The organism is Brevibacterium sp. Lmc1, assembly GCF_057654315.1.
In genome coordinates this window covers 4,049,629-4,071,333 of the sequence record NZ_CM172803.1, presented here as the reverse complement: position 1 = coordinate 4,071,333, position 21,705 = coordinate 4,049,629, and the positions used below count along the sequence as shown (strand labels likewise).

Genomic DNA, 21,705 nt, shown 5'->3' with positions numbered 1-21,705 from the left:
ACGGTGGCGGGACGGCAGTCATGAAATCTCCCCGTGAGAACCCTTGACCGGAGCATCCTCGGATGTCATATTCAGCACATGATGAATAATTCGGTGGAAGCACGAGAGCTGACGGTTCGGAGGGGTCGACGGACCGTCATCGACTCACTGGATCTGGATGTGCCCAGGGGCGCGATCGTCGGTCTGCTGGGTCCCAGCGGCAGCGGGAAGACGACGCTGATGCGGGCGATCGTCGGCGTGCAGATCGTCGCGGGCGGACGTGTGCAGGTGCTCGGCCGACCTGCCGGTTCGGCAGATCTGCGGCATCGCGTCGGCTATATGACCCAGTCGGCGAGCATCTACGAGGACCTCAGTGTGCGGGCGAATCTGCGCTACTTCGCACGGGTGCAGGGAGCTCCGAAAACCGATGTCGACCGGGTGCTCGAACGCACGGACCTCATCGGGCAGGCCGATCAGCTGGCCCGGACGCTCTCTGGCGGTCAGGCCAACCGGGTGTCCCTCGCCGCGGCAATGCTCGGTTCTCCGGACCTGCTGGTCCTCGATGAGCCGACGGTGGGACTCGATCCAGTGCTGCGCAATGATCTGTGGGATCTCTTCCGCGGGCTCGCCGAGGAGGGGATCACGCTGCTCGTCTCGAGCCACGTCATGGATGAGGCCACACGCTGTGACCGGCTGCTGCTCATGCGGGAGGGCGCGATCATCGCCGATACGACACCGCACGATCTGCTCGCCGGCACAGGGGCCGCCTCGGCGGAGGAGGCGTTCCTCGACATCATCGAGAGGGACACGGTCGGTGAAGGGCGCACCGGGCACGGACGCCGGCCGGGGACCCATCTGCTTTCCCAGAACGCGAACGGCAACGGTCGACCAAGCCATGATCGGCGGGGCCGCGGGACGAAGAAGGGAGGTCGGCGATGAACCCGATGCGCACCCTGGCCACGACGGGGCGTGTGCTCACCCAGATCCGCAACGACCCGCGCACGATCGCCCAGCTGCTCATCGTGCCCAGCCTGCTCATCGGCCTGGTGGCGTGGATCTTCGACGAGACCGAGGTATTCGCCGACATCGGTCCGGCGATGCTTGCGCTCTTCCCGTTCATCGTCATGTTCCTCGTCACGAGCATCGCGACCCTGCGCGAACGTCGGAGCGGAACGCTGGAGCGGTTGCTGTCGATGCCGCTGGGCCGCGGCGATTTCATCCTCGGATACACCCTGGCATTCGGGCTGCTCGCCGTGGTGCAGACGGCCGTGGCCGTCTGCTACGCGACTCTGGTGTGCGGTCTGGAGATCGAGGGTTCGGTCGGGCTGCTCTTCGTCGTCGCGATCGCCGACGCCCTGCTCGGCACGGCGCTGGGCCTGCTGGCCAGCGCCTTCGCCCGCACGGAGTTCCAGGTCGTGCAGTTCATGCCTGTGTTCGTGTTCCCGCAGATCCTGCTCGGAGGAATCTTCTTGCCCCGTGATCAGCTGCCGGACGTGCTCGAAGTGATCGGCGACTGGCTGCCGCTCTCACACGCGATCGACGCGCTGGATACCGTGTCGACCGGCAACGAGGATGACTCCTATATCTGGCTGCGGGTGCTCTTCATCGCCTGCTGGATCGTCGGAGCCATCATCGTCGGCTCGCTGACTCTGCGGCGTCGGACGCCGTGAGAAGTGACGACGTTGCGGACAGTTGCGAGCAGGGTCGTCAGTTCTTTCCGGACCCTATGGGTTCGGTGCGATCGGTGAGCGCGTACGGCCGACGGCCGCGACCGCGGACGAAGGCGATATAGCACAGCCACAGCGCGACGACCCACAGCAGTCCGACCCACAGAGCCGGTCGTGAGTCGGGGACTATGCCGACAATGACGACGACGAAGACGATGAACGCGACGGTGATCCACGATCCCACCGGCCACAGCGGCATGGGGAATTCGCTGGGAAGGCGAGCCTCCTCGGCGATCACCTTCTTCATCCGGATATGGGAAGCGAGGATGATCAGCCACACGAGCACCGTGGCGAAGGTGGCCAGCGCACCGAGGAGGAACAGGGCCTGATCGGGGTAGAGGTAGTTGAGGACGACGCCTGCCAGCAGCGCGACGATCATCGTCACCACGGTCATCACGGGCACGCCATTGCGCGAGGTGCGGGCGAAGGACCGCGGAGCCTGCCCCTGTTCGGCGAGGCCGTGGAGCATCCTGCCGGCGCCGAAGATGTCGGCGTTGATGGCCGACAGGGCCGCCGTGATGAGGACGACCTGGAGGATGGCGGCCGCCGCATTGAAGCCGACGGAGTCGAAGATCGCGACGAAAGGGCTGATCTCGGAGGTGATCTGGTTCCACGGCAGAATGCACATGATCACGCCGAGGGTGAGGACGTAGAAGAGGAGGATGCGCACCGGCACCGAGTTGATGGCGGCCGGCAGCACCTGCTTCGGATTCTGCGCCTCTCCGGCGGTGACGCCGATGATCTCGATGCCGCCGAAGGCGAACATCACGATGGTGAACGATGAGAGCAGACCCCAGAACCCGTTGGGGAAGAAGCCGCCGTGGTCGAACAGAGCCTGCGGGCCCATCTGGTCGTGGTCGGCGATGCCGAAGCCGAAGATGATGATGGCCACCCCGGCGGCGATGAGAGCGATGATCGCAACGATCTTGATGAGTGCGAACCAGAATTCGAGTTCACCGAAGACCTTGACGCCGATCATGTTGATCGCGGCGATGAAGAAGACGACGGCGAGCACCCAGATCCAGCGGGGGACGCCCGGGAACCAGAAGCCCATGTACACGCCGATCGCAGTGGCGTCGAAGACGGCGACGAGAACCATCTCGAAGGCGAAGGTCCAGCCGACGAGGAAGCCTGCGAAGGGGTGGATGTAGCGGGAGGCATACTGGCCGAAGGAGCCGGAGACCGGGTGGCGGACGACGAGTTCGCCGAGGGCGCGCATGACCATGAAGACGGCGGCACCGCCGATGATATAAGCGAGCAGCACTGCCGGTCCTGCGGCTTGGATCGACTCCGAAGATCCCATGAAGAGGCCGGTGCCGATGGCGGAACCGAGGGCCATGAAGCGAATGTGTCGGGCGGTCAGGCCTCTTTTCAGGCCGGCGTTCTCTTCATGTCCGTCAGCGTTTGCGTCGCTGGGGAGCGCCTCGTTGCGGTCCTTGTCGGCTGGAGCCATCGGTGTCTGCTGTCCTCTTCTCTCGACTGACCGTGGCCGCCTCGGCCCCGATGCGATCGACGGACCCGGCTCCACGGCCACCTCAGATTCTCACACCGAGGCGGCGGGCGAATACGGAAGCTGGCACAAAGAGTCCGAGATCTCAGAAAATCGGGCCGGACCGGCGTCTGGAACGGAGCAGTCAGGCTGTCTGCCGATCGCTGGAGAGCATCCCGAAGATGAGGGTGTCGGTCCATTCGCCTTTCGACCACCAGTCCTTGCGCAGGTGCGCTTCCTCCCGCATCCCTATCCTGCGAGCCAGATTCGCCGAGGCGGTGTTCCGGGAATCCATCTGCGCGAACACCCGGTGGAGGCCGTAGTGGTCGAAGGCGACGTTGAGGACCGCGATGGCCGCCTCGGTGGCGAACCCGTGGCCACTGGCGGCCGGATCGAGGATCCAGCCGATCTCGGCCTTCTGCTCACTGTCGTTGTCGAGCCAGATAGCGATGTCGCCGATGACGTGCGAACCGTCAAGAGAATCGAGACCGTCGGCCGTCTCGATGACTAGGGCCAGGGCACGGGATTCGGTCTCGAGCCCCGTGCGCTGCATGCGTTCTGAGACCTTGGTCCGGGCCACCTCGGCGGTCCAGGGATCTTCGAGGAGGAACCGGGAGACGTCCTCGCGGGAGAATATCCGCAGCTGCTCGTCGACGTCGGATTCGACATAGGTGCGCAACCGCAGGCGGTCGGTGGTCAGCGGAAGTTCGATGGGTTCCATGGGCCTACTCTGCCAGGTCGACCTGTGGAGACGACGAACGATGCCGGACGCTTCGCTGGGAAGAATCCGGCACCGTTCGTGGTCGGGCTGGTGTCAGGCGGGGAGGATTCCGCGGCGCTTGGCCATGCGGATCAGGGCCGATCCGCCGATGATCGCGGCCACGCCGAAGAAGATCGCGGCACCGATCTCGACTCCGGTGCGCGGCAGGGTTCCGCCTCCACCGCCGGCCAGACCGGGACCTTGGTCTCCTCCGCCGGTCGAGGCATTGCCTTCGCCGCCTTCGGAGCCGCCATTGGCACCGGCGCCGCCGCCAGCGGAATCGGAGGAGCCGTTGGCGTCCTCGGATGCGTTCGAGTCTTCGGTACCTGCCGCACCGTCAGTGCCACCGGCATCGGACGATCCCGCGGCATCGTCGGAACCGGCCGAGTCGTCGGAACCGGCCGAGTCGTCATTGCCGTTCGCGTCGTCGCCCGGGCCGCCGGGCACTTCGGCGTCGGGGTCGAGTCCCAGACCGTCGGCGATCGTATAGTGCATGTCGGTCTGGTCGGTCAGCCCGACGACATTGGCGGCGCCCGGACCGTAGGCGGCGATGCGCAGCTGCGTTCCGGTGTGGCCCTGCGACTCCTCTTCGTCAGCGGTCGCGTAGTTCATCGTCATCTCACTGCCGTCGGCAGTGGTCAGGGTTCGGGTGAGACCCGGAGTGTCCGAACCGGCGCTGACGATCTGGCTGGTGTGAGCGTGGTCGGCGGTGGTGATGACGAGAGTTTCGCCGTCTTCCTTCGCAAAGTCGAGGGCGGCCTTGACCGCCTCGTCGAGGTCGACGGTCTCACCGATCTGACCGCACGGGTTGGCAGCGTGATCCTGCTTGTCGATGCTCGCCCCCTCGACCTGGAGGAAGAAGCCCTTGTCATTGTCGAGCAGATCGACAGCCTTGTTCGTCAGCTGGTCGAGCTTCGGCACGTCCGAGGTGCGCTCCGGGTTGTTCTTGCACTTCACGGCCGGTTCGGTGCCACCTCCGTGCGTGGCCTTCGGTCCCTCCCAGCGAACGGGGAAATTGCCCTCTGTGAAGAGACCGAGCACCGGTGCATCTTGGTTCGCCTCGGTGATGGAGTCGAGTGAATCGGAGTCGTCGACGAGCTGGTAGCCGCGTTCCTCCGCCTGCTCACGCAGCGTCTTGTCCTTCCAATCGCCGGCGGTTGCCTTCTGTTCGAAGGATGCCGAACCGCCGCCGAGGGTGACATCGGCGCGAGCATTGAGGATCTGCTCGCTGATCGAGCCGAGGCCGCCGTTCTCCAGGGTCTCGTCCGCGCAGTCCTTGGCCGTCTCCTCGGGGCCGTAGCAGCCGCGCTGGCTGATGTGGGCGAGCTGCGCGGCCGGAGTCGCGTCCTGGATCTCCGCGGTCGAGACGTCGCCGGTCTTCATGCCCTTGGCGCGGGCCATCTCGATGAGAGTCTTGTGCGGTTTGCCTGTCCGGTCGACGCCGAGCGCACCGTTGTAGGTCTTCGTTCCCGAGGACCAGCCGGTGGCGCTCGCCGCGGAGTCAGTGACATAGTCCGGCTTGCCGGAGTCCCTGTCCACCGCGTAGGTCGTGTACTGCCCGGTCAGCGGCAGTTCGTCGAGGCCGTCGAAGCGTCCGTGGGCGCCCTTCGCATAATTGCGGGCGGCGGTGATCTCGGAATCGCCCATGCCGTCGCCGATGAGGAGGATGACGTTCTTCGCGCCGGAGTCCTCGACCGCGTCGCGAATGGCATCGGTGTTGTCGCCGTCGAGTTGGCGGGCTCCGCCGGGTTCGTCGATTCCTGCCGCCGAGGCGGGGCTTGCGAATCCGAAGAGTGCGAGGCTGAGTGCGCCGGTTGCCGCGGCGAGACGCAGGGTTGTCTTGGCCATGTGCAGTCCTTTCGTTGAGGTGCACAAGCGCTCACCGAAGAGGAGGCGTCGTAACGATTCGAGCGGTGCCGGAGGCAGGGCTCGGACGAGTGCGTGAGCGTCGTGTGCGAGCAGACGGCCTCCAACCTACTCAGCATTCACACAAGGCGAGTGGAGGGAACGTGAAGCCTGAGTTAACTCGCAGGTCGGTCTCTGCGTCTCCGCATTAGTTCTGCGAACCGATGACAAATGGCACCCCCGCCTCGGTGACAAATGGCATCTGTACACACCTGCTCCGATTTCTAGTCTGTGGACATGACTTCACAGACAGCGACTCACACAGCCCCTCCGACCCGGACATCCGCCGCGACCCCTGCAGCTGTCAGCCTTAACCGCCTGACCAAGAGCTTCGGCGAATTGACAGCCGTCGACGGCCTCAACCTCGACATTCGCCCCGGCGAAGTCGTCGCCTTCCTCGGACCCAACGGGGCTGGTAAGACAACGACCATCGACATGCTCCTCGGACTCAGCCGACCAGATGACGGCTCTGTCGAGATCTTCGGGATGCCGCCTCGGCGAGCGGTCGCGCTCGGGCTCGTCAGTTCGGTGATGCAGACCGGTGGACTGCTCGATGACCTCACCGTCCGCGAAACCGTCGACTACACCTCGGCGATCTTCGCCTCCTCCCTCGACACGGACCTCGTCCTCGAACGCGCCGGGATCACCGACATCGCCGATTCGGTGGTGAGGAAATGCTCTGGCGGGCAGAAGCAGCGCCTGCGCTTCGCCATGGCCCTGCTGCCGGACCCCGCCCTCATCGTCCTCGACGAACCGACCACCGGAATGGATGTCACCGGCCGCCGCGACTTCTGGCACCAGATGCGCGCCGACGCACTGACCGGCAAGACAATCCTCTTCGCCACCCACTACCTCGAAGAGGCCGATGAATTCGCCGACCGCGTCGTCCTCGTCGCAGACGGCCGGGTCGTTGCCGACGGACCCGCCCACGAGATCCGCGGCATGACCGCAGCGAAGACCGTGAGCGCAACCCTGCCGATGACCGACGACACCACCGAATCGGGCGTCAATGACCTGCTCGACCGCCTCGGCGGATTGGCCGGTGTCGAATCCATCGACGTCGCTGCCAAACGTCTGAAGATGCGCACCACAGACTCGGATGCAGCCGCGAAGATGCTCTTCGAGAACGCGTGCACCGACCTCGAGATCACCTCCCATTCCCTTGAAGACGCCTTCATCAGCCTTACCTCGAAAGGAGCCTGAAATGTCCGTTCGCCCCGACACCGCTGCCCACCCCGAATCCGCAGCCCACACTGACTCGCTCACTGACACCGAAACCCGCACCGCCGCCTCGGCGACGTTCCTCACCTCGCTGGAGAACCGACGGGTGCCCCGCCTCGGCGGATTCTCAGTCACCCTGCTGCGCCTCGAACTGCTGCGGAAGCTGCGCAACCGGCGCACATTGATCTTCACGATGATCATGCCCGCGGTCTTCTACCTCATCTTCGGCCTGACGAACAAGGGCGAGATGCTCGGCAGCACGGACGCCGCGCTCTACATCTCGGTCTCCTTGGCCACGTATGGGGCGATGATCGCTACGACCACGGGTGGTGCGCAGGTCGCCATCGAACGCGCGCTCGGGTGGAGCCGGCAGCTCGCACTGACGCCGTTGCATCCGGCGGCCTACATCCTCATCAAAGTGATCGTGTCCATGGCTCTCGGCGCGGTGTCCGTCATCGTCGTCTTCGTCCTCGCCGCCGTCACCGGCGTCCACGCACCACTGGGCACACTCATCGCCTCCGGTCTCCTTGTCATCCTCACCTCCGGTGTCTTCGCTGCCTTCGGCGTCATGCTCGGCTACCTGCTGCCGGCGGAGAACGCGATTCAGGTGGCGAGCATGGTCCTCGGTATCCTCTCGCTCATCGGCGGACTCTTCGTTCCGCTCGAGATCTGGCCCGACACCCTGCAGACGATCGCCCGCTTCACCCCGGCGTACGGAGTCGGCGAAATCGCCCGCGCACCGCTCGGCGGGGGTTACGATCATTGGGCGATCGTCAGCGTGATCGTGTGGCTGGGGATCTTCGTGGCAGGTTCGGCCTGGGCCCTGCGTCGCGACACCTCACGGGTGTGAGGCCAATGGTCGCGAACGGGCCACGACACCGCATACGTGAACGACGCGAACACGACGACCAGCATGACGGCCAGCGCACAGTGACCGAGGAAGGACCACAGTGACCACGCACGACAGCATCGGCGAGGCGAGGGCAGAGTCCTCGCCCGTCGGGCTGCGTTCGCTCAACTTCATGAGTTGGTTCTTTCCGTTCTTCTGGCTCGTCTTCCTCGTCTACCCCCTGAGCGCATCGTTCCAGCTCGGCGGAGCACAGCGGATCTGGGGCGTGAGCCTCACCGCCGCATTCGCGGTCATCTTCTACGGCGGAATGATCGCCGGCGGGGTCGGTCTCGGCACCTTCGCCCGCACGATGCGCGATCCCCACGCCCGCCGTACCCGCCGGGCGCTCATCATCGTCAATGCTTCGATCATCGCAATGATCGTCATCACTGCGGCGGCCGTTCCCATCGTCGGTGAGCAGGGGCTGGCATTCCTCGCCTATATCTCCGTCCTCTCCGTCGTCTCGATTCGGCGGGTGATACCTGGCCTCATCATTGCGGCATCGACGCTCATCGTCGCCGAGGCGGCCCAACGTCTCGTCCCCGGGTGGACTCACGATTGGTCGTCCACCTTCGGGATCTCGATCTCCGGGTTCGCCATGGTCATGGCGCTCATGGCCGGTGACCGAGCACGCGCGGCACGGGCAGCAGAAGAGGAGAACCGGCGACTCGAGCGGGAGGCCGAACGCTTGCGCGTGTCCCAAGTCGTTCATGATGTGCTCGGACATTCGCTCACCGTCATCGCGCTCAAGGCGCAGCTGGCGGCGAAGCTCGAAGCGGCCGGCTCACCTGATGCGGCTCGGCATATCGCCGAGATCGAAGAACTCGCCCGTGGTGCGCTGGCCGATGTCCGGACCACAGTGCAGGGGACACGGACGATCTCCCTGGCCGAGGAGCTCGTCGAGGCGACTCGTGCGCTGCGCGCCGCCGACATCACGGTCGAGGCTCCTACCTCGGTCGATGTCGTCGACCCACGGCTGCGAGAACTCTTCGCCTGGAGCCTGCGTGAAGGCAGCACGAACATCCTCCGGCATGCCCGAGCCCGACGGGCCACTATCGTTCTCGAGAGGAATCGATTGACCATCAGCAACGACAACGGTCGCCGCGATGACCCCGCGCACCCGGTCACGGAGCTCAACCTCGGCGAGGTGGGTGCCGGATCGGGACTGCAGGGACTGCGGAGTCGGGCACGCGCACTCGGTGGGAGTCTGCGAACGCAGCAGGCCGACGCCGGTTTCGAACTCATCGTCGTAGGTCCGGATGAGGACCTCGCGCGTCCTCGCGAGGACGCAGGTGGCGGCGAACTCGACGCAGGCGATGCCGATCTCAACGTTGAGAGAGGTGAGATCGGTGACGACGCTGCTCATCGCTGACGACCAGACCATGGTCCGTGAGGCGCTCGCCGCCCTGCTCGGCATGGAATCAGACTTCGAGGTCGTCGCCCAGTGCGCTCGCGGTTCCGAGGTCGTGCCGGCGATCACCGCGACTCGACCGGATGTGGCGCTGCTCGATGTGGACATGCCCGAACCCGATGGGCTCACAGTCGCGGCCACACTCAAGGACAAGTTTCCCGAGGTCAAGGTCATCATCGTCACGACCTACGGGCGGCCCGGCTGGGTTAAGCGCGCCCTGGACGCCGGGGTCAGCGGGTTCATGGTCAAGGACGCTCCGGTCGACCACCTCGCCGAGGGGATCCGCCGGGTCATGGCCGGGATGTCGGTCATCGATCCCGAACTTGTCGTCGAATCGACGATGCACGGGGCGTCACCGCTGACCGCGCGGGAGACCGATGTTCTGCGCGCGGCCGCCGACGGGGCGAGCGTCGACGAGGTGGCAGCTCAGTTGTATCTGTCTGCCGGCACCGTGCGGAATCGTCTGTCCTCGGCGATCGGGAAGACGAACGCCCGCAACCGTGCCGATGCCGCGCGGATCGCCGCGGAGAACGGCTGGCTGTAAGGGACGCCGACCCCGGCGGGACGAGAAGGAGGGGATCCACTTCGCAGCTCGCCGAGACAGGGGTCACCAGCTGATGAGGTCCCGGACCGGACGCGGTACGCGCGATGACTCGTCGAACAGGACACGGGAGTGCGGAGCACGATTGCGCAGTAGGGTCAGACCGCACGGGACGAGCGCAAGAGCAAGACACAGCCCGCCGACTCCGGGCTCATGTTCCTTGAGGATTCCCATCCCGAGCCAGCCAGCGGGAAGGATCAGCAGGCTTCGCACCAGCCCGAAAGTTCGAGATAGATAGGCGGCGACGGCGATGAGAACAGAGCCGAGAATGGTTCCGACGGAGATGACAACAGGAACTCGCCAGAAGGCATAGGCAAGTTCTCCATAGCCATCGAGGAACAACGAGGACGCCGAGTCGCTTCCGAGTCGTTCGACCAGATTGAAAGCGGTGGCATCGACCCCTAGATAGAAGATCCGCGCACTGAGTCCGAACGTCATCAGACAGGCTCCGAGCGCAGGGATCAGCGGAGCTCGGCGGGCCGAGATGTGAGCGAGCGCGATCATCGCCGGTATCAGTACGAGGGCACCGATGAGCTGGAGCGTCCACCCCGCGGTGGAGAGTCCTGGTGCTCGTTCATGGACCACGATCAGCATTGGTGCGGCAAACGCATCCGCATCGAGTGCATCGAGCTCAGTCGGAGTCAGGGCCTCTGACTGCCTGGCCAGCCACTGCAGAAACAAGCCCGACGTCCACGCCAGAGGACCGACGATCAGCGTAAGACTGCCGAGAACCTGCCCGGGAAACGGGCTCCAACGGTCGAACGTCGAGCCGGGCGCGAGGTGGTCGTCGGGAGTGCCCGGAGGAACCGACACTGTGAAGCCTCCTGACTGACGATGAGAGTCCAGCGGCGCGATTTCGGCTGAGGACAAGGTGCACTGCCCCGTTGACGAGTCTAGGCGAGGAATTCCCCCGGTTCCAGAGTCGGACGCAGATCCGCGGAGAACGGTTGGCTGCAGTGCTCAGCCAGTCAGGCTGTCACCGCCGCAGCGCCTGTCCCCAGGTCAGCTTCGGTCCCGTCTTCAGGATCGAGCGTTCGAAGATCCTCGTGGCCAGCAGCAGCGCGAGCAGCGTGGTGACGATGAGGATGAACAGGGACACCAGCGGCTCCCACCATTCGATGGTGCCGAGGAAGACTCGCATCGGCACTGCCACCGCCGCGGAGAACGGAATGTAGGACAGCACCGCCATGACCGTTTCGTTCGACGAGAAGATGATGACGCCCATGTAGGGGAGGAATATGAGCATCATGATCGGCGTGCTCGTCGACGGCAGGTCCTCGGTGCGAGAGACCATCGATGCCGCGGCCGCGTAGAGGGCGGCGACCATGACGAAGCCGACGATGAAGAGCGGGACGAACCAGGCGATCGGTTCGGCGACCTTGCCCAGCACCAGGTCGTTTCCGCTGATGGCAGCGCCCGCGAGGACCGCAATCGCGGTGAGTCCGATCTGTGCGAAAGCGAGGATCGTGCAGGCGATGACCTTGCCGAACATGAGCACCCGCGCCGAGGTGGACGCGAGCAGGATCTCCACGATCCGCGACTGCTTCTCCTCCACCACTGACGAAGCGATCGTGTTCCCGAACGTCATCGCCGCCATGAAGAACACCAGGCCGAGGCCGAGTCCGATGAAGTAGGTGAGCGCCGGGTCAGGGGCGTCGGGATCGAGGAGTTCGACCTCGGGGGTGAGGCTGAGTGCCCCGATGAGTGATTCCGGTGCCGAGCGCAGGGACAGCACGGCGACCCCGGTCGGCGAGTCCTGCGATTCGACGACGGCGGATTCGACCTCCTCGGAGGTGATCAGGGCTTTTGCCTCGTCGACGTCAGCGACTTCGACGGTCTCGATATTGTCGATTCCCTCGACGGCTTTCGCCCCCGCCGAGGTGACCGCCACCTTGTCCGTGGAGGAGAACAAAGAGGGCAGCGCCCCGGAGACCCCGACGAGGACGCCGAAGAGGACGATGCTCAGGATCGTCGAAACCATGAACGCCTTCGATTTGATTCGCACCATGATCTCGCGTTCGATGACGAGCCCGATCGCGGTGGTGAATCCGGCTCGGTTCGTGCTGACTGGAGCCTTGCGGGTGCTGTCGGCTGCGGTGGTCGTATCGGTGGTGCTCATGCCTGCGTGACCTCCTGGAAGAGACGGTTGAGGGCGACTTCATGCGGAGCGAAGGACGACACCGATGAGACGGTGAGCGCTTTGCGCAGAACCGCCTCGGCAGTATCGGCGTTCGGGGCTGTGAACCGGGCCCAATTTCCGTCGAGTTCGACGACGGAGATATCGGGCAGACCACGCACCCAGCCGAGGTCCGCATCCGTCTGCAGCGTCCACTCGGGCAGGCTGCGCTGACGGCGCAGTTCCGCGGTGGTGCCAGCTGCGACGAGGCGGCCATCATTGATGATGACGAGGTCGTCGACGAGACGTTCGACGAGGTCGAGCTGGTGACTGGAGAAGAGGACCGGAGCGCCGGAGGAGGCAAAGTCGGTGAGGACGCCCAGGGTGCGTTCGACGGCTACGGGGTCGAGGCCGGAGAACGGTTCGTCGAGGACGAGTGCCTGCGGGTCGTGAATGAGAGCCGCGGCGATCTGGACCTTCTGCTGATTGCCGAGGCTGACTGATTCAAGGGTGTCGGTGGGCTCGCCCTTGAGCTCGAGTTGTTCGAGGAGGTCGAGCCCGCGCTTCTTCGCCGCATGGCGGGTGAGACCGTGGAAACGGGCGAGGTAGACCAGCTGATCGATAATCGGCATCTTGGGGTAGAGGCCGCGTTCCTCAGGCATGTAGCCGATCGCGCTGCGGTGGCCGGCGGTGATAGGGGTGCCGTCGACGAGGATGCGCCCGGAATCGGCGGCAAGGACGCCGAGGATGATCCGCATGGTCGTGGTCTTGCCGGAGCCGTTCGAACCGACGAAGCCTGTCATCCGGCCGTCGCCGATGTCGAAGCTGAGGTCGTGCAGCACCTGCTTGTCTCCGAAGCTGCGGTTGATGTTCTCCAAGGTGATCATGCTTCAACGCTATGCGGAGACCGGCCTGAGCGGATCAGTCTTGAGGGTGAATTCGGTACCCTGCGTGAGGGGGATCGCGGCTCTTCGCGATCGAGGGTGCAATCGGGGTCGGTCGGCGCTTGCGAAGACTCCGAATATCCCCTGTTGCGTGGTTCGGTACGCGAGTATCATTCAGCCCATGACGAGACCGAGTGAGATCCTCGGCAGCGTAGTCGCCGCCAGCGAGCGCGAGCAGCTTGAGACGTTCCTGGATTATCTGCGCGACGCCGTCGTGCGCAAAGTCAGCGGCCTGTCGGAGGAGGATGCTCGGCGCAGCCCAGTGCCGAGCGGCACCAGCCTCGGCGGCTTGATCAAACACCTGCGTTGGGTGGAGTTGGGAGCGTTCGCTGAGCAGATCGGGCAGATCCCCGCCGCGGAACTGCCCACACCGCCGTGGACCGACGCAGACCCTGAGGCTGACCTGCGGTTGGAGCCGGACGAGAAGCTGCACGATGTCATCGGTGCCTACCTGGAGGAGTGCGACCGCTCCCGAGAGATCGCCGCCCAGCACAGCCTCGACTACGTACCGCCGGGCGGAAAGTTGACGTTGCGGTGGGTGTACCTGCACGTGGTCCTGGAGACCAGCCGGCACGCGGGACACGCGGACATCGTGCGCGAGATGATCGACCGCAGCGTCGGCGACTGACTGCTCGCCGCGCGCCATCGGTCCGTGTTCCGGCGGCCGGGCAGATGCTTCAGTAATTGAAAGTCGAGCTACTGAGTAGTCGAAACCGAAACTACTCAGGTGGCCTCGGACTACCTGTCTATTGCTGAAGAGCGGGGTCTGAGCAATGTAGTTGAGTCTGCAATTCCATAGCTTGGAGGAGTTCGACCAGCTCCTCTCTCCCCATCCCCGAACTTGATCGCACTTAGTCGTGCGCGGTCAGGGATTCGAAGCGAGCTGAAACATCTTGCTCGACTTCGAAATGAGGAATGTATGACCCGGTTAGGTCTGCGCGTGCGCGCCTGGTGGGCTGCACTCACAGCTGTGCTCATGGTTGCTGCCGGCGGCGCCATTGTGCTGCCGGCCGCTCCGGCTCAGGCGGCACCCGTTTCGATCACCTGCGAGCCTGGCGTCGTCTATTCGGTGTCACAGGCGGGGCAGATGCGTGAAATCTCTGGCGGATCGCCAAAGAATGTTGGCGATGCTGCAAGTGGCGTCAGCAACTTCAACGGTCTGGGCATTGGAACGGACGGTTCTGCAGTCTATGCCTATGAGCGCAACTTCAACTGGTTGGGTTCGGAAACGGGTCTTACCGTCTACAGGTTCAACTCGAGCACGGGCAAGTGGGCGTCAACGGGCAAATCAGTGACCGTAAGCGGAATCGGTTTCATCGGCGGGGCGGTTGATCTCTCCACTGGACGGTACTACTTCGGCGGCTACACCAGCAACGGCACGTCATTCAGGCTCTATGTCTACGACGCCTCGACCAATGCCATAACCTACAAAGGCACCATCGATACGAGTGCCGACTCCGGTGGCGCGGCCAACGGTGACATCGCCTTCGATACCAACGGAAACCTCTTCATCGTCAGGGGATCTGGAACCACAACAACCGTCTTCTCAGTGACTTCGGCCAACTTGGCGAAGGCAAACGGCGGCACCATCTCCTCGTCGAAGTCCGCGGGCTTCACGACGAACTCCAATGTCAATGGCGTGTCCTTCGACGCCGCCGGCAAGGCGTATCTCGGTACCGGCGACACCATCACGAGCTACGACATGCCCAACTGGTCGAACAAACAGTCGTTTGCCAGCGGATCTTGGTCGAGCACCGACCTCGCGTCGTGCTCCTCGCCGGCGACCATCACTCTTCAGAAGGACGTGCAGGGCGGGCGTGCGAAATCGAGCGATCAGTTCGGCCTCTCCCTTAAGCAGGGCAGCACGGAACTTGGTGCCACCACAACCACTGGGACTCAGACCGGGATCCAGGACGAGATCGTCGGACCACTGCCCGCCAAGCGCGGCGCCGAGATTGTCTTCTCCGAATCCGCTGCCACAGGTGCCGACCTGGGCAACTACGCCAGCACCTACTCGTGCGCCGTCGATGGCAAGGCACTTTCGGGTTCCTCCGGTACCGGAACCTCGGGCACAGTCACCATCCCGAACACCGGCGACGCCGTCGTCTGCACGATTACCAATGCTCCGCTGACTGCCAACGTCTCCATCCACAAGGACGTCGTCGACGAGAACGGTGAGAACAAGAAGCCGGGCAAGGACTGGACAGTTGGCGCGAAAGCGACGGCCACAACCGACTCGGTGACCTCGGCCCCGACGGCAGCCACGCAGAAGACCGACGCGAACGGCAATGCGAAATGGGGGCTGAAGTTCTCGAAGACCACCGGCCGGGCTACCGTGGCGATCTCGGAGACCCAGCAGGACGGGTTTGAGTTCAAGAGCGGCAGCTGCGACATCACTCGAATCGACGGGTCCAAGACCACCACGAAGCTCACGAGCGAGAAGAGCACCGACCTCACGGGAATCAAGCCCGGCGACAACGTCGACTGCACCTACCTCAACAAGGTCAGCGACACCGCACTGACCCTAGTGAAGAAGGTCGACAACAAGGCCGCCGCCGGCACTGCCAAGGACACCGACTGGACGCTCAAAGCCGCGGGCGATGCCGCCTCGGGCAACAAGACGATCGAAGGCAAGACAGGATCGATCGAAGTGACCAAGGCAAAGGTGAAGGCGGGCAAATACGCTCTCTCCGAAACCGGCGCTCTGAAGGGCTACGAAGCCTCCGACTGGGTGTGCAAGCCGTCCTCCGGCTCCGGAACAGTCACCTCCGATAAGAGTTCGGTGACCTTGAAGTCCGGCGACGATGTCACCTGCACCGTCACGAACACCGCGAAGACCGGTGCCGTGACCTGGGGCAAGACCGACGAATCCGGCACCGCTCTCAAGGGTTCGGTGTGGACCCTGACCGGACCGGACGGGTCCGAGCTCACGATCGAGGACTGCGCAGCCGCCTCGGCGAGGGAATGCACCGGAGCCGACAAGGACCCGGCAACGGGCAAGCTCTCGGTCACCGGCCTCAGATGGGGCGACTACACGCTGACGGAGAAGAAAGCCCCGGCCGGATACATCCTCGACGCCACGCCTCACACGTTCACGGTCTCCGGATCCGAACTCGACAAATCGCTCGGGTCGTACACCAACGAGCAGAAGCCCCAGGTGGCGCTGCCGCTCACGGGTGGAACCGGAAGCCAGATCTACCTCATCGGCGGAGCAGCTCTGCTCGCAGCCGCCGGTGCCATCGCACTTCTCAAGGGCCTGCGCCGCAGGAACCGGAAGCACTGAAAGGGAAACAATGAAAACTAAGAAACTGGGTCTTCTGCGGCGTCTGACCGCGGTGGCCGCGATCGCCTCGCTGAGCGTGCTCGGCATGACGGGCACGGCGCAGGCCGACAGCAACGTGGGCAACATCGACACCGGTCGCTCCGGTTCGATCATCGTTCACAAGTACGACGGCGCCTACGGCACCGACGGTGGCGACGGCTCGGTGAAGACCGACACCTCGAACCTCGGCACCCCACTCGACGGCGCCGAGTTCACTGTCAAGCAGGTCACGGCCAAGGGCGGCCAGGCCATCGACCTGAAGACCCCTGAAGGCTGGGACCTCATCAGCGGGCTCAAGGCCTCCGAGATCAAGGCCGGCGGATTCTCGCTGGGCAACGGCATCGCGAAGACCACCGCAAACGGCGGACTCGCGACCTTCGAAGGTCTGCCGCTCGGTCTCTACCTCGTGGAAGAGACCAAGGCTCCGACGAACGCGACCTCGACCACGGATCCATTCCTCGTCACGCTGCCGCTGTCGCAGTCGAGCGGCAAATGGCTCTATGACGTCAACGTCTACCCGAAGAACTCGGTGAACAAGACGCAGCCGACGAAGGAAGTCTCCAACCCGACTGCGCCCGTCATCGGTTCGACCGTCGACTGGACGATCACCGCGCCGGTCCCGGCCGCGAACAACGGCTACAAAAAGTTCTCGATCGTCGACCAGCTCGACTCGCGCCTGGAATTCGTATCTGCCAAAGTGGCCGGTTTCACCGAAGGCACCGACTACAACATCGTCAGGGACGGTCAGACCGTGACGATCAACTTCACCAAGGTCGGACTCGGCAAGCTCACTGCCGGTCAGAAGGTCGTTTCCACCATCACCACGAAGGTCACCTCTCAGGGTGATGGCACCATCGAGAACACTGCGCTCGTCAACACCAACGATTCGACCGTCGAGACCCCGGCCGTGAGCACGAATTGGGGCTCGCTGCAGATCATCAAGCACGTCGCCGGCGACAAGGCACACACCCTCGCCGGAGCCGAGTTCGACATCTTCTCCGACAAGAACGGACAGAACAAGGTCGCCTCGGTCAAGACCGCGGCTGACGGCACTGCAACGATCACACTGTGGGTCGGCAACAACGATGACACCACGCAGAAGTACTGGGTCAAGGAGACGAAGGCTCCGACCGGCTACATCCTCGATGACTCCCTCAACGAGGTGACCGTGAAGGCCGGCGCCACCACCGCAGCCGTCAAGTACGAGTTCGCCAACACCCAGCAGGGCCACCCCGAACTGCCGCTGACCGGTGCTGACGGCAAGCTGCTCGCGATGATCGCCGGAATCGGCCTCATGCTCATCGCCGGCGGTGCAGGCGTCGTCGCAGCCAACCGCCGCAAGAACCAGGTGTGATCCACTCACCTGAGGGCAGGCATTCCACCGAGGCTGCCGTGCCGGGCACGTCCACGCGGCGTCCGTCCCCCGACGGGCGCCGCTGGCGCGTGCCGATTCTCTCCCTCGTCATCGCGCTCATCGCTCTGACCGGACTGAGCATCTGGACCTACCCGAGTGCGGCAGCGTGGTTCTCCCAGCTCGACCAGTCGAAGATCATCGGAAAATCGGCGACGACGGCCGAGGGCGACAAAGTCGAAAACGCCCGTCAGATCGCGCTCGCCCACAAGTACAACCAGGCTCTCGAGTCCGGTGCGCAGTTGGAGTCGAACCACCGGCTGCCTTCGGGGAAAGGGACCTCGGCTGAGGGTGCCCCAGCGTACGAGGATGTGCTCGACGACGGTGGACCCGGAGTGATGACCCGTCTGCGGATCCCCTCCATCGATGTGGACCTGCCCGTCTACCACGGCACCGACGACGCGACCCTGCTCAAAGGGCTCGGCCACCTCGAGGGCACGAGTCTGCCTGTCGGCGGCGACGGCACCCATTCGGTCATCACCGGCCACCGAGGTCTGGCCGACGCGACCATGTTCACCAACCTCGACAAGGTGGGCAAGGGCGACCGATTCACCCTGACGACGTTCGGACAGGTGCTCAGCTACCAGGTGGTTCGCACCCAAGTAGTCGACCCGGACGAGACCGAATCTCTGGGCACGATCTCCGACCGCGACCTCGTTACGCTCGTTACCTGCACGCCCTTGGGTATCAACTCCCAGCGGATCCTCGTCACCGCTGAACGCGTGTACCCGACCCCGGCCGCAGACCAGGAATCCGGGCTCGCGGAATCCGACCTGCCCGGCTTCCCTTGGTGGATCGTCATCATGGGTACGGGTCTCGTGGCAGCCGGAATCTACGTCTGGTGGTCAGGCCGTCCGGTCCGCCCGAAGGGCGAGAGGCCGAAGACCGATACCCCCGCCGAGGCGGACGCTCAGTCCCGTTCGACGAGGGTTAAGCCTTCGCGCTTCCCACGGCATTGATCCGGCCGGTGTCGCGGAGCTTGAGCAAGTGTTTCGGAATGTCGCGGCGCCGTTCGGCACCGAGCTTCGCTCGAGCCTGCAGCACATGTGACTCGACAGTGCGCACTGACAGGACCAGACGTTGACTGATCTGCACATTCGTCAGTCCCTCGGCGACGAGTCGGCACACCTCGAGCTCCCGTTCGGTCAGGGTGACGGCTGGAGCCGCAGCATCGGAGATCGCGGTGTCCTCACGTGGCTGCGGATCTTCCGGAGGCGTGGCAGCCCGCTGTCGCAGTGCGTCGAGTGCTTCGCCGGCCACACGTGCGCGGGAACTGAGACGTTGAGCGAGGAACAGAGCCCTGGACTCGGCGAAGGCGTGGCGGGCGGCACCCCGGTAGCCGACGGACCGCAGTTCCAGACCGGCGGCCAGGAGCGCCTCGGCGTCCTCAGCGGCCGAGGCATCGAGATGCCGCCGCGCGGCACGCGGCCCGGGCAGATTCAGGTCGGTGGATTCGTCCGGAAGACTCTGGACCGCCTCGGCGGCGGTGATGGTGCCGTCGAGCACGCGCGCATGAGCGAACACGGTATGCATCCACGCAGGCATCGGGCCGGGACTCGACGCCCCGGGTCCCAGCAGGAAGGCGGCCAATCCATCGTGGAAGCGATAGCCCTGCGTCGGAACCGAGCCATCGCCCGACGTCGGGCGATAGTACGGCGCATTGCTGCGTTGCCACCGTCCGAGGGTGTCGCGCAATCCCCATCCCACCGCCAGCAGTGCCGGGGTGACAGTGGCTGCGACGGCCGCATAGTCCCGTGCGGCCAGATCGGTCTCTCCATCAAGCAGGCGCTGGATGCCGATGCACCAGGATGCCGTCGCATTCAGCTGCCAGCCGCTGTGGGTGGAGGCCCCGCTCGCGGCTTCCAGCAGCTTACGGGTGATGAGTTCAGATCGCTGTGGTTCGATTCCGGCCAACAGGCAATTCACCGTCGCTCCGACCATGAAGTACCAGGCCATGGTGTAGGTGAAACCCGTGAGTGACCTGGGGTTGGCGCCGCTGAGTCCGACGTAGTATTCGTAGCCTTCCTTAGCAGCTGCGATGAGTGCCTCTGCGTTGTCCGTCTTGAGGTGGTACTGGCACAGAGCCGCATATGCGGCGAAGCGCAGAGCATCCGGCGCTGACTGAGAATCGGCGACCGCGCGAGCGTCATCGAGGCGGGTCATGCCACTCCCGGCGAACGAGGTGACGAGGTTCGCGATACCCGGAATGACCGGATCGACTTCGTCTCGCAGGTGATCGGTCCACCACTGAGGAAGCTCGGGTTCACCTGCGAGTGCCGCGGCCGCAGTGAAGAGCAGCTCGAGCAGAACCGCTTCGCGCTCGCAGCCCAGAGGTCCGTGCTCGACACCGGATCTGATGAGGGCGATCGCTCCAATTCGATCGCCGCTCAGCAGTCGGGCTGTGATCGTCTGCAGCTCCCATTCGAGCAACATCGGCGCATCGTTCCGGGCCACATCTTCAACCAGGTGGAGCATGATCGATGCCTCCATCGGGTCACCGAGCCGATTGAGTGTGCGCGCCGCCTTGAGCAAGAGCACTGCATCGGAGCGGTCGATCTCGCGGCCCTCACCGATGACATCACGAGCCAGACCGATCTCCGCAGCTTCACCGACCGGATAGCCGGCTTGCCACAGGATCGCGAGCCGACGATTGAATTTCTCCTCGTCCGCGGAATCGGCTTCTCCGATGAGCTGGTTGGCCATGGCACCGATGTGCAGAGGTGGGACCGCCACGGACGGCTGACCGCTGACCTCGAACTCTCGGGCCAGACGCAGGTCGATAAGGCGGGAGACAGCCGAATCCCCGAAGAGCTGTTTGGCTGTTCGGGTGGGCATGGGGCTGAGATCGCCGAGGCGGCGAGCAGCGATGAGTGTGGAATCAGGCATCCGCGGATACAGCGGAGCAAGTCGCGACAGCACCCTGGTGCCGAAGAACGGCGTATCGAAGCTGGCGTGCGGGTAATGGCGGGGAACTCGGTCGGGGTCCTCTTCTGCCCAGGCGACGAGGTCGGCCGCGACCAAGGGTCTGCCTCCGCACAGTGCCGCCAAAGTGCGCAGCTGCAGGTCATCGAGTGGAGTCGTCGCAGACAGACCCGCTACGAGTGCCATGGATTCGCTGCCGGTGAGCGGCGCCAGATCGATGCGATCGACTTCACCGGCGCTCCAGCTCATGGCGATCTGCTTGAGCACGCTGTTGCCGCCCTGATGGACCGTGCGCAGAAGATCACCATCGACGAGGTAGGCCACCGGTACTCGAGAGACGTGGAGAGCCTGGTCGTTCACGGGCGCGGTGTCGCCCGTGAGCAGGTGGGCCCCGCTCATGATCCTCGGTCCCCCGGCGATCCTGCCGGCGTCGACGAACTCCGCGACCTCCTCGGTAGTGGTGTGGGCACTGATCCGCAGCAGGGACTGATCGGGACGACCAAGAGCAACAGCCAGCGACCGTCCGAAATCCAGGGCGCCGTCGCCGGTCAGACAGACCACGATGACGGAGCGGCCGGAGCGGAGCAGGTCGAGGATCTGGTTCGATTCTCGGCTGCGCGTCGGTGCCAAATGCACAAGACGGTCGTAGGCGGGGTCGACGGGGACGAAATCGTCCGAGCTGTGCATCGGATGCTACCTTTCCGGTCGTCGCAGTGACACAGCCAAGGGGGACGAGCTGTGATGCGTCGGTTCGACCGTGAACGCAGTGGTGGGGTCAGGTGGGGGAGCGGTGGGCGACCGAATGGCCGTCCGATGACCCACATATTACTCGCGTTGTTGCCGCAGTCTCGACTGGTGGGACGCCGGGATCTCGGTATCATCGCCCGACTTCTGCGACCATGTGCCTATTGGCTCAGATGACCGCAGGGGTGCGGTCACGGAAGCCACAATGACTGAGATTACAGAAATAGTTATGCAAATGACATATTCGTGTGAAGGCCCCGTGGT

The 21,705-nt window shown here is 64.4% G+C and carries 17 protein-coding genes; 10 read left to right on the top strand and 7 right to left on the bottom strand.

The genetic code is table 11. The features are described 5' to 3' along the window. Positions 1–78 precede the first annotated feature (78 nt). Both AC239G_RS18240 and AC239G_RS18235 read left to right on the top strand, forming a co-directional pair. Complete coding sequence (locus AC239G_RS18240) at positions 79–918, top strand: ABC transporter ATP-binding protein (protein ID WP_487489465.1); 840 nt, start codon at positions 79–81, stop codon at positions 916–918. Next, positions 915–1,649 (top strand): ABC transporter permease, encoded by a 735-nt coding sequence (locus AC239G_RS18235; RefSeq protein WP_487489464.1) that lies wholly within the window; start codon positions 915–917, stop codon positions 1,647–1,649. Before AC239G_RS18240 ends, AC239G_RS18235 begins: the two co-directional genes overlap by 4 nt. A 37-nt stretch (positions 1,650–1,686) precedes the next feature. Here AC239G_RS18235 and AC239G_RS18230 read toward each other — a convergent pair whose 3' ends face one another. From AC239G_RS18230 to phoA, 3 genes are all read right to left on the bottom strand, one after another. Then, positions 1,687–3,159 carry an amino acid permease gene (locus tag AC239G_RS18230; RefSeq protein WP_487489463.1) on the bottom strand — a complete coding sequence of 491 codons (1,473 nt, stop codon included), beginning with the start codon at positions 3,157–3,159 and terminating at the stop codon, positions 1,687–1,689. 181 nt (positions 3,160–3,340) lie between these two features. Next, complete coding sequence (locus AC239G_RS18225) at positions 3,341–3,916, bottom strand: GNAT family N-acetyltransferase (RefSeq protein WP_139467512.1); 576 nt, start codon at positions 3,914–3,916, stop codon at positions 3,341–3,343. 93 nt (positions 3,917–4,009) lie between these two features. Next, positions 4,010–5,803 carry an alkaline phosphatase gene (gene phoA, locus AC239G_RS18220; RefSeq protein WP_180345531.1) on the bottom strand — a complete coding sequence of 598 codons (1,794 nt, stop codon included), beginning with the start codon at positions 5,801–5,803 and terminating at the stop codon, positions 4,010–4,012. 294 nt (positions 5,804–6,097) lie between these two features. Here phoA and AC239G_RS18215 point away from each other — a divergent pair, with 294 nt between their 5' ends. From AC239G_RS18215 to AC239G_RS18200, 4 genes are all read left to right on the top strand, one after another. Continuing rightward, positions 6,098–7,063, top strand: a complete 966-nt coding sequence (locus tag AC239G_RS18215; RefSeq protein ID WP_139467511.1) for an ABC transporter ATP-binding protein — start codon at positions 6,098–6,100, stop codon at positions 7,061–7,063. A 1-nt stretch (position 7,064) separates the two neighbouring features. Beyond that, a complete protein-coding gene (locus AC239G_RS18210; protein ID WP_139467510.1) occupies positions 7,065–7,931 on the top strand; it encodes an ABC transporter permease in 867 nt (288 codons plus the stop codon). A gap of 100 nt (positions 7,932–8,031) precedes the next feature. Beyond that, a complete protein-coding gene (locus AC239G_RS18205; RefSeq protein WP_139467509.1) occupies positions 8,032–9,342 on the top strand; it encodes a sensor histidine kinase in 1,311 nt (436 codons plus the stop codon). Then, positions 9,320–9,925 (top strand): response regulator transcription factor, encoded by a 606-nt coding sequence (locus tag AC239G_RS18200; protein ID WP_218973609.1) that lies wholly within the window; start codon positions 9,320–9,322, stop codon positions 9,923–9,925. The genes AC239G_RS18205 and AC239G_RS18200 overlap by 23 nt, the downstream gene beginning before the upstream one ends. A gap of 63 nt (positions 9,926–9,988) precedes the next feature. Here the strand turns inward: AC239G_RS18200 and AC239G_RS18195 are convergent, their stop codons facing one another. The 3 genes from AC239G_RS18195 to AC239G_RS18185 form a co-directional block, all read right to left on the bottom strand. Beyond that, a complete protein-coding gene (locus AC239G_RS18195; RefSeq protein WP_487489462.1) occupies positions 9,989–10,795 on the bottom strand; it encodes a hypothetical protein in 807 nt (268 codons plus the stop codon). Positions 10,796–10,958: 163 nt separating this feature from the next. Continuing rightward, entirely contained in the window at positions 10,959–12,101 is a 1,143-nt protein-coding gene (locus AC239G_RS18190) for an ABC transporter permease (protein ID WP_487489461.1), read from the bottom strand. Further along, positions 12,098–12,985, bottom strand: a complete 888-nt coding sequence (locus AC239G_RS18185; protein WP_446656602.1) for an ABC transporter ATP-binding protein — start codon at positions 12,983–12,985, stop codon at positions 12,098–12,100. Before AC239G_RS18185 ends, AC239G_RS18190 begins: the two co-directional genes overlap by 4 nt. 178 nt (positions 12,986–13,163) lie before the next feature. Between AC239G_RS18185 and AC239G_RS18180 the strand changes: the two genes are divergently transcribed. The 4 genes from AC239G_RS18180 (at position 13,164) to AC239G_RS18165 (ending at position 18,734) form a co-directional block, all read left to right on the top strand. Further along, positions 13,164–13,670, top strand: coding sequence for a DinB family protein (locus AC239G_RS18180; RefSeq protein WP_487489460.1), 507 nt, complete (start codon positions 13,164–13,166; stop codon positions 13,668–13,670). A 291-nt stretch (positions 13,671–13,961) separates the two neighbouring features. Further along, positions 13,962–16,325, top strand: a complete 2,364-nt coding sequence (locus AC239G_RS18175) for a SpaA isopeptide-forming pilin-related protein (RefSeq protein WP_487489459.1) — start codon at positions 13,962–13,964, stop codon at positions 16,323–16,325. Between the two features lie 10 nt (positions 16,326–16,335). Next, a complete protein-coding gene (locus tag AC239G_RS18170) occupies positions 16,336–17,718 on the top strand; it encodes a SpaH/EbpB family LPXTG-anchored major pilin (RefSeq protein ID WP_446656603.1) in 1,383 nt (460 codons plus the stop codon). Then, positions 17,715–18,734 carry a class C sortase gene (locus AC239G_RS18165; protein WP_487489458.1) on the top strand — a complete coding sequence of 340 codons (1,020 nt, stop codon included), beginning with the start codon at positions 17,715–17,717 and terminating at the stop codon, positions 18,732–18,734. Before AC239G_RS18170 ends, AC239G_RS18165 begins: the two co-directional genes overlap by 4 nt. On the opposite strand, the gene AC239G_RS18160 is transcribed toward AC239G_RS18165, so the two are convergent. Continuing rightward, entirely contained in the window at positions 18,706–21,384 is a 2,679-nt protein-coding gene (locus tag AC239G_RS18160; RefSeq protein WP_487489457.1) for a helix-turn-helix transcriptional regulator, read from the bottom strand. The genes AC239G_RS18165 and AC239G_RS18160 overlap by 29 nt on opposite strands. Between the last annotated feature and the right edge of the window lie 321 nt (positions 21,385–21,705).